At 29.0% G+C, this 11,553-nt stretch carries 11 protein-coding genes and 1 tRNA gene (1 of these 12 running past the window's edge); 3 read left to right on the forward strand and 9 right to left on the reverse strand.

Translation table 11 applies throughout. The features are described 5' to 3' along the window. Positions 1 to 75: 75 nt before the first annotated feature. Positions 76 to 507, reverse strand: coding sequence for a hypothetical protein (locus tag BXQ17_RS05430; RefSeq protein WP_077809672.1), 432 nt, complete (start codon positions 505 to 507; stop codon positions 76 to 78). Between the two features lie 261 nt (positions 508 to 768). Further along, positions 769 to 1,200 (reverse strand): hypothetical protein, encoded by a 432-nt coding sequence (locus BXQ17_RS05435; protein WP_149025868.1) that lies wholly within the window; start codon positions 1,198 to 1,200, stop codon positions 769 to 771. 289 nt (positions 1,201 to 1,489) lie between these two features. Here BXQ17_RS05435 and BXQ17_RS05440 point away from each other — a divergent pair. Further along, positions 1,490 to 1,562: transfer RNA gene (locus BXQ17_RS05440), tRNA-Gly, on the forward strand. Between the two features lie 57 nt (positions 1,563 to 1,619). On the opposite strand, the gene BXQ17_RS05445 is transcribed toward BXQ17_RS05440, so the two are convergent. Continuing rightward, positions 1,620 to 2,276, reverse strand: a complete 657-nt coding sequence (locus BXQ17_RS05445; protein WP_077809674.1) for a rhomboid family intramembrane serine protease — start codon at positions 2,274 to 2,276, stop codon at positions 1,620 to 1,622. 83 nt (positions 2,277 to 2,359) lie between these two features. Here BXQ17_RS05445 and BXQ17_RS05450 point away from each other — a divergent pair, with 83 nt between their 5' ends. Further along, positions 2,360 to 3,250 (forward strand): lysophospholipid acyltransferase family protein, encoded by an 891-nt coding sequence (locus BXQ17_RS05450; RefSeq protein WP_077809675.1) that lies wholly within the window; start codon positions 2,360 to 2,362, stop codon positions 3,248 to 3,250. 1 nt (position 3,251) lies between these two features. Here the strand turns inward: BXQ17_RS05450 and BXQ17_RS05455 are convergent, their stop codons facing one another. The 4 genes from BXQ17_RS05455 to rpsA form a co-directional block, all read right to left on the reverse strand. After that, positions 3,252 to 4,718: an aminotransferase class V-fold PLP-dependent enzyme gene (locus tag BXQ17_RS05455; RefSeq protein WP_077809676.1), complete on the reverse strand. Its 1,467-nt coding sequence runs from the start codon at positions 4,716 to 4,718 to the stop codon at positions 3,252 to 3,254. A gap of 11 nt (positions 4,719 to 4,729) precedes the next feature. Next, a complete protein-coding gene (locus tag BXQ17_RS05460; protein ID WP_254712411.1) occupies positions 4,730 to 5,578 on the reverse strand; it encodes a hypothetical protein in 849 nt (282 codons plus the stop codon). An 11-nt stretch (positions 5,579 to 5,589) separates the two neighbouring features. Continuing rightward, the gene (glmM, locus tag BXQ17_RS05465) at positions 5,590 to 6,978 is read right to left on the reverse strand and encodes a phosphoglucosamine mutase (protein WP_077809677.1); all 1,389 of its coding nucleotides are present in this window, start codon (positions 6,976 to 6,978) and stop codon (positions 5,590 to 5,592) included. A 279-nt stretch (positions 6,979 to 7,257) separates the two neighbouring features. After that, positions 7,258 to 9,075 carry a 30S ribosomal protein S1 gene (gene rpsA, locus BXQ17_RS05470; protein ID WP_077809678.1) on the reverse strand — a complete coding sequence of 606 codons (1,818 nt, stop codon included), beginning with the start codon at positions 9,073 to 9,075 and terminating at the stop codon, positions 7,258 to 7,260. Positions 9,076 to 9,317: 242 nt separating this feature from the next. Here rpsA and BXQ17_RS05475 point away from each other — a divergent pair, with 242 nt between their 5' ends. Beyond that, positions 9,318 to 9,947, forward strand: a complete 630-nt coding sequence (locus BXQ17_RS05475) for a 7-carboxy-7-deazaguanine synthase QueE (protein WP_077809679.1) — start codon at positions 9,318 to 9,320, stop codon at positions 9,945 to 9,947. A 130-nt stretch (positions 9,948 to 10,077) separates the two neighbouring features. Here BXQ17_RS05475 and cmk read toward each other — a convergent pair whose 3' ends face one another. Next, positions 10,078 to 10,767: a (d)CMP kinase gene (gene cmk / locus BXQ17_RS05480; RefSeq protein ID WP_077809680.1), complete on the reverse strand. Its 690-nt coding sequence runs from the start codon at positions 10,765 to 10,767 to the stop codon at positions 10,078 to 10,080. Continuing rightward, on the reverse strand, positions 10,768 to 11,553 hold the 3' portion of the coding sequence (gene porQ / locus BXQ17_RS05485) for a type IX secretion system protein PorQ (protein WP_077809681.1). The gene runs 243 nt beyond the window's last position; the window shows 786 of its 1,029 coding nt (coding positions 244-1,029); its start codon lies beyond the right edge, outside the window — the gene reads right to left on this strand; its stop codon occupies positions 10,768 to 10,770.

Here is an 11,553-nt window from a genome sequence, read left to right on the forward strand (position 1 = left end):
ATAACTGGGGTTTATAAATTATAATATATTATTAGGGGTATAATTTAACTTAGGGGAATATATTAATTTAGGGGATTAATATAACTTTCTCATTCTTCCTTCCCAAGTTCTACCACCTAAAGTAGACTCGTAAAAAATATAACCTCTTTTTATTTTTGTAATCTTCATTTTTAATTTAATTCCCTTTTTAAAAGGAAAATTAGGAAGATTTGATTCTTGTAATGTCATATAACACTCATCTTCTGAAACCCAAGAAATGTCAGATTTAATAAAGTACTTTCCTTCATTAAAATACTCTACATGTTTGTCTTCAGAAAATACAACAACTACATTTTCTCCTTTGTACTTGTAAGTGTATTTTGTTTCATTTAATAATGGTACAATCTCTTCTTTTTCTTCTATTGAAGTGTAAGTACCAAAATTGTTTACTGTGGTCATTGCAAGATCTTGTGCTGATACAGAAAATGCAAATAATGCGAAAATTACTACTAGTTTAAAATTTTTCATAATGATTAAATTGGGGGTTTAACATATAATTATACTGCAAAGATAAAGCCGAACTTCAGTTTTATAAATAAGCAAAATTCTTAATTTCTCTATTTCTTTGGATTTAATTATGACATTAGAAATACAATCATATTCTTAAATAACTAAAAACATTTTATGAATAGAAACATAAAAGCCCAGTTTGAACAAACAAACTGGACTTTATAAATTATAATTTATTAGGGGTATAATTTAACTTAGGGTGTATATTAATTTAGGGGATTAATATAACTTTCTCATTCTTCCTTCCCAAGTTCTACCACCTAAAGTAGACTCGTAAAAAATATAACCTCTTTTTATTTTTGTAATCTTCATTTTTAATTTAATCCCTTTTTTAAAAGGAAAATTAGGAAGATTTGATTCTTGTAATGTCATATAACACTCATCTTCTGAAACCCAAGAAATATCAGATTTAATAAAGTGTTTTCCTTCGTTAAAATACTCTACATGTTTGTCTTCAGAAAATACAACAACTACATTTTCTCCTTTGTACTTGTAAGTGTATTTTGTTTCACTTAATAATGGTACAATCTCTTCTTTTTCTTCTATTGAAGTGTAAGTACCATAATTGTTTACTGTGGTCATTGCAAAATCTTGTGCTGATACCGAAAATGTAAATAATGCGAAAATTACTACTAGTTTAATTTTTTTCATAATGATTAAATTGGGGGGGTTAAACATATAATTATACAGCAAAGATAAAACCGAACTTCAGTTTTATAAATAAGCAAAATTCTTAATTTTAAAAAAAAGTAAAATTTATGCAGAATTAAAATCATTATTAGAAGTAAAAACATTTATAATTTAGCTCTAATATTATTTTTTTAAAAAAAATGAATAGCTAACTATTTCATTATTAAGAACATTAAAAAAATGTATCTTTTTTGTAAAAAAAATGCTTGCAGATGTTAAAAAACATTATATATTTGCAACTCTTTACCACGCGAAAGTAGCTCAGTTGGTAGAGCGTCAGCCTTCCAAGCTGAATGTCGCCAGTTCGAACCTGGTCTTTCGCTCAAAAGCTTCATAAGAAATTATGAAGCTTTTTTTTGCTAAAAACTAAACCTTGTAATTTATTTTTTTGGCAGTTTGTCTCCAAAAACTAATAAAAATATTATGGGTACTGCTAACAATATAATTGTAGCTAAGTTATATGTAAATAAATAGGAATTTAGAATGATTGTAAGAATAAATCCTCCTATTGCTCCTCCTAAATGCGCAGAATGACCAACATTACCAACTTGATTTTTCAAACCATAAATAGAATATAATATGTAACCAATTCCAAAAATATATCCTGGAATTGGAATTGGTATAAATAAAAGGTATAGATTCATACCTGGATCTAATAAAATAGCTGAAAAAATAGTTCCAGAAACTGCTCCAGATGCTCCAACAGCACTATAATAAGGTTCTTTTTTATGCTCTTTAAGTGAATATAAACTTCCAGCTAACAAACTTCCAAAATAAATAATTAAGAAATTACTAGTACTTGTATGTTGCGTTACAATACCTCCAAAAAGATACAAAGCATACATATTTAACCCTAAATGCAACCAATCTACATGTAAAAAGCCAGAAGTTATAATTCTAATTTTCTCTCCTGATAAAATTCTACTAACCTGAAACTTATATTTATCGAGAAATGAATACTCCTTAAAACCCTTCATCGAAATTAATACATTGGCAATCATTAGTAATAATATTGCCTTATTTATATTTTCTATCATGTAACAAACTTAATAAAAACCCATTAGTATTTATCTTTTCATTTTAAATATATATACGATATTTGCAACACTAAAATTTATATATGCAATTTATTGTCTTTGCCATTAGTTATCCATTAATTTGGTTACTTTCTAAGTTACCAATGAGAATCTTATATTTAAAATCAGATTTTTTCTATTTTCTAATTTATTATGTAATTGGGTATCGAAAAAAAGTAGTTTTAGATAATTTACAATTAGCTTTTCCTAACAAGTCTTTAAAAGAACTTTTAATTATCAGAAAAAAATTCTTTAAACATTTAATGGATTTGATGATGGAAAGCGTAAAAGCTTTTTCTATTTCTGAAAAAGAAATTTTGAAACGATATACTTATGAAAATCCAGAATTGGTAAATAAATTTGCTAAAGATGGTAAAAGCATCGCTTTAGTTGGGGCTCATCAAGCCAATTGGGAATGGTCTACAAGTTTACCTAAAGTTTTAAATATTGATGTTTTGGGTGCGTATACAAAACTTAATAATAAGTACTTCGAAAAAAAAGTTAGAGATTCAAGAGAAAAGTTTGGAGTTATTGGATATAAAACTTCTGATATGGTTAGAGGTATGCAAAAAAGGTTTTCTGATAAAAAACAAGGTGCATATATTTTATTAAGCGATCAATCTCCACAACCACATAAAACTTATTATTGGAGAGATTTTTTTAATATCAAAGTTCCGGTACATACGGGCGCAGAAATGCTTGCAAAAAAGTTTGATTTAGTCGTAATAAATTATGTCACTAGAAAAGTTAAAAGAGGTTATTATAAAACTGAATTTCAACTGATAACTGAAAATCCTAAGGATTATGAAAATTATCAAATTACAGATTTATATACCGAATTGACAGAAAAAAATATTTTAAATCAACCGGAATTCTACCTTTGGTCTCATAAAAGATTTAAACATAGAGATAAAGTTCCGGCTGAATTTTTATAGACTATAAGTTAAACCACTCTTTAACTAAGTTTTGTTCTATTGGTGTAACAGATTTATGAGAATAATCATTCTTTAGGCTATCATATTTATAATCTTTAGCCCATTCTTCTATGTTTACAGACAGATCTTTTAAAGAATTACAAACAAATTCTAATTCTTTATTTGTTATTGTTGGATGCACAGAGAGACGAACCCAACCTGGTTTTTGAGTATTACAACCATGTAAAATTTCGTCTTTAATTCTATTAGAAGTTTCTTGGTCAACATTTAATAAATAATGACCATAAGTTCCTGCACAAGAACATCCACCTCTTGTTTGTATTCCAAAGCGATCATTTAAAAGCTTTACTACGAGATTAAAATGATAATTTTCAAAATAAAAAGAAAAAATACTTAATCTGTCCTTATGGTTTGGTGCTAAAATTTTTACTCCTTTTAAACTCTCTAAAGTTTTAAAAACAACTTTATTAATTTCGTCTTCTCTTGCTTTAATTTTATCGGTTCCCATTTCTTCTTTCAACTGAATTGAAAGTGCAATTCTAATTGTTTGCAAAAAAGCAGGTGTTCCGCCATCCTCTCTTGTTTCTACATCATCAAAATAATCATGTTGTCCCCAAGGATTTGTATAACTTACCGTTCCGCCACCTGGATTATCAGGTATTGTGTTCTTATACAAACTTTTATTAAAAATTAATACGCCAGAACTTCCAGGTCCTCCTAAAAACTTATGAGGAGAAAAGAAAACAGCATCTAAGTATTCATCTTCTGCTTCTGGATGCATGTTTATATCTACATAAGGTGCACAACAAGCAAAATCTACAAAACATAAACCATTATAACTATGAATCAATTTTGCTACTTTATGATAATCGGTTTTTATACCAGTTACATTAGAACAAGAAGTTATAGAAGCTATTTTAATTTTTCTGTGTTCGTGTTTCTTTATGCTTTTTTCAAAACTTTTTAAACAAACTAAACCTTCATTATTACAAGGTACAACTTCTACATCTGCAATAGTTTCTAACCAAGAGGTTTGATTAGAATGATGTTCCATATGAGAAATAAAAACTACAGGTCTTATTTCTTCTGGTAATTCTGTATAATTTTTTAAACTTTCAGATACTTTTAGTCCTAGAATTCTTTGAAACTTATTTACAACTCCTGTCATACCAGAACCCGAAGTTATTAAAACATCGTTTTCATTTGCATTAACATGACGTTTAATAATTTTTCTAGCTTCGTGATAAGCTAAAGTCATTGCAGCACCAGAAGTCGAAGTTTCTGTGTGTGTATTTGCAACAAATGGTCCAAACTTATGTAATAATTTTTCTTCTATAGGATGATATAATCTACCGCTAGCCGTCCAATCCGTGTAAATTAAATTTTGCAAACCATAAGGAGACTCAAATTTTTGGTTTATACCAACTATATTTTTTCTAAACTTATTAAAATATGCTTCTAAATTCATTGTAAACTGTTTTAAAAAATTCTGAATCTTCCTCCTATTAATATATTATTCTCGAAAAAATAAAAACTTTGAGAGGCAGAATCTGCAGAATTTAAAGATGTTTTAATATCTGGCATGTTTATATAACCAATTTTATAATCTGATTGAATATAAAAATGTTTTAAAAATGTAATATTTAATCCGGCGCCAACAGAAATTCCCCAACCAGATAAATGAAAGTTATCATGTCTTTCTTTACCTAAAAGCGATGTATCTGTTCTAGGATACAAACCTCCTACTCCAATTCCTTCTGTTAAATTTATTTGAAGGTTTTTTAAATCTAATCCAAACCAATGGTCAATATTATCAAATCTTTTAACTTCAACATTTACATAATTTAGACCATCTGTGTGCTCAAATCTTAAAAAATCTTCTGTTAATTGTATATTCTGATTGTTATAGGTACCATCATATTTTGCATTTCCAATATTAATATTACCATTTATAGTAACATTTTGATCATTGTTAACCACATATTTCATGTGATCTACACCAATAGAAATTGTATAGTTTTCTTTAAAAAAGTAACCAATTCTATAGTTATTCTGAGGAATTGTAATATTACCAGGGTTAAAATAATTATTTACAGAAAACTTAGTTGGTCTATCTTGTGCCTTAACATCAAATAATGTAAAATCATAATCTTTACCTTTAAAACGGATATCAGAATCTGTGTAACTAGACCAATTCCATCCCCAATAAACAAAAAACTTACCTTTATTTACTACCTTATTTTTCTTAGAAAACTTTTTATTTTGTTGTCCTAAAACAGTAAGCGAACTAAATAAAAGTATCGCTAAAACTAAAATGTTTTTTTTCAATCTAAATTATTTTAAATAATTGCTTTAATTTCTTTTATAAATCTCTCTGCTAAATTATCTGCTGCTGCTTGAGATTTAGCTTCAGTATAAATTCTAATAATAGGCTCTGTATTAGATTTTCTTAAATGAATCCATTCATCAGCAAAATCTATTTTTACACCATCTATAGTATTTACATCTTCATCTTTATAAGTTGTTGCCATTGTTTCTAAAATAGCATCAACATTAATTTCTGGCGTTAATTGAATTTTATTTTTACTCATAAAATAACTTGGATAAGAATCTCTTAGTTCTTTACAAGACATTTTATTATTTGCTAAATGGCTTAAAAATAATGCAACACCAACTAAAGAATCTCTACCGTAATGAGATGCCGGATAAATAATTCCTCCATTACCTTCTCCACCAATTACAGTGTTAGTTTCTTTCATTTTTATTACAACATTTACTTCACCAACAGCAGATGCTGTATAAGTTCCGCCATGTTTTTGTGTAACATCTCTTAAAGCTCTAGAAGAAGATAAGTTAGAAACTGTATTGCCGCCACCTAGTTTTCCTAAAACATAATCGGCACAAGCTACTAAAGTATATTCTTCTCCGAACATAGAACCATCTTCAGAAATTAAAGCTAATCTATCTACATCTGGATCTACAACAATACCAAAATCTGCTTTTTCTTTAACAACCAGTTCCGAAATGTCTGTTAAATGCTCTTTTAAAGGTTCCGGATTATGCGGAAATTGTCCGTTTGGTGTACAATATAATTCTACGCATTCTACATTTAACTCTTTTAATAAAGCTGGTATAAAAATTCCTCCAGTAGAATTAACACCATCTACAACAACTTTAAAATTTGCTTTTTTAATAGCTTCTACATCTACCAATTCTAAATTTAAAACTTCTTGAATGTGCTTTTCTAAATAAGAAGCGTCTTTAGAATATACACCTAAATCATCAACATCTGCAAATTCAAAATCTTCACTTTCTGCTAATGCTAAAATTTTTTCTCCTTCAGATCCATTTAAGAACTCACCTTTTTCATTTAATAATTTTAAGGCATTCCATTGTTTCGGATTATGTGAAGCTGTTAAAATTATACCACCTTCTGCATTTTCTAAAGGTACAGCAACTTCTACTGTTGGTGTAGTAGACAAACCTAAATCTACAACGTTTATACCTAAACCAACTAAAGTATTTGCAACCAAACTAGAAATCATTTTTCCAGAAATACGAGCATCTCTACCAATTACAACAGTTATTTTATCTTTATTAGGATTTCTGTTTTTAATAAAAGCACCGTAAGCTGATGCAAATTTTACTGCGTCTATTGGTGTTAAATTATCTGCAGTTTTACCGCCAATTGTTCCTCTAATACCTGATATAGATTTTATAAGTGTCATTATATTTTTTGTCTTTATTTTAGATACACAAAGATAAATTTATTAAATGGTTATCTAAAATAAATTAACATGTACTGACTTTATACTTTACAATTGGCTAGCAAATAGTTGCGTTAGGGATTGTAGCATTTGTTTGAGCTCTTTTGTGAAGTATGAACAAAAAGCGAGTGCGTAAAGCCCGACCTAAAAGGTAACGCCCAAATAATAGAAATAAAAAAGCCGATGCAAAACTGCATCGGCTTTTAGATATTATAAATATCGGCTTGTTAAAAAGTAAGATTACTTTTTGTTACCAGCTTCCATTTTCTTTTTAAGAGCTGCTAAACCACCTATGTCTCCAAGTGTAGTTTTTTCTGCGTCTGCAGATTTTTTAACTGCTGCTTTTACATTTCTCTTTTCTTCTTCTCTAAAGATAGAAGTATGAGAAACTACAACTCTTCTGTATTCTTTAGAAAATTCTAAAACTACAAATTCGATTGTATCTCCTTTTCCTAATTTAGAACCATCTTCTTTTTCTAAGAATCTTGTTGGTGCAAAACCTTCTACTCCATCAGCAAAAGTTACAACTGCTCCTTTATCATTCTTTTCTTTGATTGTTCCTTCGTGTGTAGAACCGATTGCATACGTAGCTTCGTGAGCATCCCAAGGGTTATCTTGAGTTTGCTTATGACCTAAGTTTAACTTTCTGTTCTCTACATCTAATTCTAATACTTGTACTTCTAATTTGTCTCCAACAGTAACAAAGTCTGATGGATGCTTAATTTTCTTAGTCCAAGATAAGTCAGAAATATATACTAAACCATCAATTCCTTCTTCTAATTCTACGAAAACACCAAAGTTAGTGTAGTTTCTTACAGTACCTGTATGAGTAGAACCTACTGGGAATTTAGTTGTAATATCTGTCCAAGGATCTGGGTGTAATTGCTTGATACCAAGAGACATTTTTCTGTCTTCTCTATCTAAAGTTAAAACTTGCGCTTCTACTTTATCACCAACTTTTACGAAGTCTTGTGCAGAACGTAAGTGAGTTGACCAAGACATTTCAGAAACGTGAATTAATCCTTCTACTCCTTGTTCTACTTCTACAAATGCACCATAATCTGCAATTACTACAACTTCTCCAGTTACTTTATCACCAACTTTTAAGTCAGTATCTAAAGCTTCCCAAGGATGCGCAGATAATTGTTTTAATCCTAATTGGATTCTAGATTTGTTATCATCAAAGTCTAAAATTACAACGTTTAATTTTTGATCTAATTCAACAACCTCATTAGGGTGGTTAATTCTAGACCAAGATAAATCTGTAATATGTACTAAACCATCAACACCACCTAAATCAACAAATACACCATAAGAAGTAATATTTTTAACAATACCTTCTAATACTTGTCCTTTTTCTAACTGACCAATGATTTCTTTTTTCTGTAATTCAATATCAGCTTCAATAAGAGCTTTATGAGATACAACAACGTTTTTAAATTCGTGGTTGATTTTCACAACTTTGAATTCCATAGTTTTCTCTACGTATTGATCGTAATCTCTAATTGGCTTAACATCAATTTGAGATCCTGGTAAAAATGCTTCGATACCGAAAACATCTACAATCATACCACCTCTAGTTCTACACTTAACAAAACCGTTAACTACTTCACCAGTTTCATGAGCATTGTTTACACGTTCCCATGCTTTAATTACTCTTGCTTTTTTGTGAGATAATACTAACTGACCAGAAGAATCTTCTCTTTTGTCAACTAATACTTCTACTTTATCTCCTTCTGATAAACCTTGGTTGTAACGGAATTCGTTTAAAGAGATAACTCCTTCAGATTTAGAGTTAATGTCTATAATTGCATCTCTATCTGTAATTCTAATTACAGTTCCTTCAATTACATCACGCTCATTTACAAATCCAACAGTTCCTTCTAAAGCAGTTTCAAATGCTTTTAATTTATCTTCATCAACAGCTTCAATACCTTGTTCGTATTTGTGCCAGTTAAAATCAGCTAAAAATTGTTTTGGATCTACAGCAGGAGTTGCTGTTTCTTGTACTTCAGTTGCAGTTACCTGCTCTTCAGTGTTTTTTGTTTCTTCAGACATGTGTCTAAAATAATTTTGTATCTTATTGTTTTACAGATTTCTAACGAAGTAAACGCAAAGAGTTGTTTTTATAAATTGTTTTTTTAATTCCTTTTCTAAATCTGTTCTCGTAAAAAGGAGTGCAAATTTACAAAAATGTTTTGATAATTAAGCCTTTAGAATTAATTTATTATTCTTTTTATTGTTGAATTACAAAAAACTACCTTTGCATTCTTAAACCGTTATGGTAGATTTTAATGAAGATGGATAAAAATACAAAAGATTTAGTAAACAAAGGTATAATGCTTCCTCTAATGGAAGAATTTTATACAATACAAGGAGAAGGCGCTCACACTGGTACAGCTGCATATTTTATTAGAGTTGGTGGTTGTGATGTAGGTTGCCATTGGTGTGATGTTAAAGAAAGCTGGAATGCAGAATTACACCCACCAACATTAGCAGATATAATAGTAGACAATGTAAAAAAATACGCCAAAACAGTTGTAATTACGGGTGGTGAACCTTTAATGTGGTCTATGGATTATATTACAAATTTGTTACAAAAAAATAATATTAAAACGCACATAGAAACTTCTGGCGCATACTCTTTTTCTGGAAAATGGGATTGGTTTTGCCTTTCTCCTAAAAAAACAAAATTACCTTTAAATGAGTGTTATTCTGAAGCAGATGAACTTAAAATGATTATTCATAACAAATCAGATTTTGAATTTGCAGAACAGCAAGCGGCTAAAGTTTCAGATAAATGTCAGTTATTTTTACAACCAGAATGGAGTAAAAAAGAAAAGATGACTGAGTTAATAGTAGATTACGTAATGAAGAATCCGAAATGGAAAATTTCTCTTCAAACACACAAATACCTGAATATTCCATAATATTCAGGTATTTTACATTTTTTTTAGAAGCTATTTCCTGCTTTCCGCACTCGCTTTTTTATCGTTCCTCTAAAAAGAGCTCAAACAAATGCTTCAATCAGGGCTAAACTTATCAAATAAACAGATTACTTTAAGATAGTTTACCGTCTATCAATGTACATATTCTATCAAATTGTTCATTTATTCCCATATCAGAATTATCAAATTCTATCGCATCATCAGCTTTTAATAAAGGAGAATCTTCTCTAGTAGAATCTATTCTATCTCGTTCTTGAACATTAAATAGAATTTCATCATAATTTACTTTATCTCCTCTATCAATTAATTCTTTATATCTTCTAGTTGCTCTTTTATCCGCAGAAGCAGTCATAAATAACTTTAAATCTGCTTCTGGAAAAACTACAGTACCAATATCTCTACCATCCATAACAATTCCTCCATCTTTTCCCATTTGTTGCTGTTCTGCTACTAATTTTTTTCTTACTTCAGAAATTTCAGCTACTTTACTAACAAATTTAGAAACAGATAATGTTCTTATCTCTTTTTCTACATTTATGTTGTTCAAATACATTTCTGCAAAACCCAAATCTTTATTAAATTTAAATAATAAAGATATTTTAGATAATGATTTTATTAATTCTTCTACATTAAAAAAATCACTTGTAACTAATTTGTTATCTATTGCATACAAAGTAACTGCTCTATACATAGCACCTGTGTCTACATAAATGTAATTATATTTATTAGCTATTAATTTAGCTATTGTACTTTTACCTGTTGATGAAAATCCATCAATTGCAATTGTAATTTTATTTACCATTTAATATCTATTATTATCTAAATCAATTTCTAAACTAAACGTGCTAATATTTGATGCAGTATGAAACTTAGAATGTGCGTAATTAAATTTAAATCTGTTCATCTTCACTCCAAAACCAAAAGATATTCCACTAAAAGTTCTAGCATTTTGTAATTTTAATTCAGCTGCTCTTTTAAAATTATAACCTAATCTAACATTAATCAAACTTTCAGGAAAAAGTTCAGCACCTATTACAAAATGTCTAAGTGTATTCCCTATAAAACCAGTATTATCTTCAGTTATGTTTCCTTCTAAATCTGTAGTATTATTTGATGGGTTTGATTCAGAAATATCCCATTTTTGTAAATTATCTATAGTTACATACCATTTTAATGGTACATACTCTAATTTGTAACTTGCTCCTAAAGCTACCTTTAATGGTAACTTCTCTCTAGATCCATTAAAAGTACTTAATTGAGTACCTATATTTCTTACAACTAAAGTAAAAGAATAGGGTTTGTATAAGTTCTTGTATAATAAAGCAAAATCAGCAGCAATACCTGTTGAAGAAAAATTACTAATACTAGAGGATATAAATTTAATATTAGAACCTAAATAAAAATTAGAATTTGGTAAATTGTAAGAGTAACCCATAGAAACAGCTATGTCTTTTGCGGAAAAACTACCTGTTTCATTTCCATTTTCATCTGCACCAATTAAGTTACCATAATCTAGGTATTTTATACTTCCGTGAAGAATACCAAATCTTCTATTTATTTCTCTTGCATATGAAATAGAACCAATATT

This window comes from Polaribacter sp. BM10 (assembly GCF_002005425.1).
Classification (GTDB): Bacteria; Bacteroidota; Bacteroidia; order Flavobacteriales; family Flavobacteriaceae; genus Polaribacter; species Polaribacter marinaquae.

Excerpts from the sequence above, each read along its gene's own strand:
- BXQ17_RS05430 (WP_077809672.1), bottom strand. The coding sequence starts at position 507 with ATGAAAAATTTTAAACTAGTAGTAATTTTCGCATTATTTGCATTTTCT.
- glmM (WP_077809677.1), bottom strand. The coding sequence starts at position 6,978 with ATGACACTTATAAAATCTATATCAGGTATTAGAGGAACAATTGGCGGT.
- BXQ17_RS05435 (WP_149025868.1), bottom strand. The coding sequence starts at position 1,200 with ATGAAAAAAATTAAACTAGTAGTAATTTTCGCATTATTTACATTTTCG.
- BXQ17_RS05450 (WP_077809675.1), top strand. The coding sequence starts at position 2,360 with ATGCAATTTATTGTCTTTGCCATTAGTTATCCATTAATTTGGTTACTT.
- BXQ17_RS05455 (WP_077809676.1), bottom strand. The coding sequence starts at position 4,718 with ATGAATTTAGAAGCATATTTTAATAAGTTTAGAAAAAATATAGTTGGT.
- BXQ17_RS05475 (WP_077809679.1), top strand. The coding sequence starts at position 9,318 with ATGGATAAAAATACAAAAGATTTAGTAAACAAAGGTATAATGCTTCCT.
- cmk (WP_077809680.1), bottom strand. The coding sequence starts at position 10,767 with ATGGTAAATAAAATTACAATTGCAATTGATGGATTTTCATCAACAGGT.
- BXQ17_RS05445 (WP_077809674.1), bottom strand. The coding sequence starts at position 2,276 with ATGATAGAAAATATAAATAAGGCAATATTATTACTAATGATTGCCAAT.
- rpsA (WP_077809678.1), bottom strand. The coding sequence starts at position 9,075 with ATGTCTGAAGAAACAAAAAACACTGAAGAGCAGGTAACTGCAACTGAA.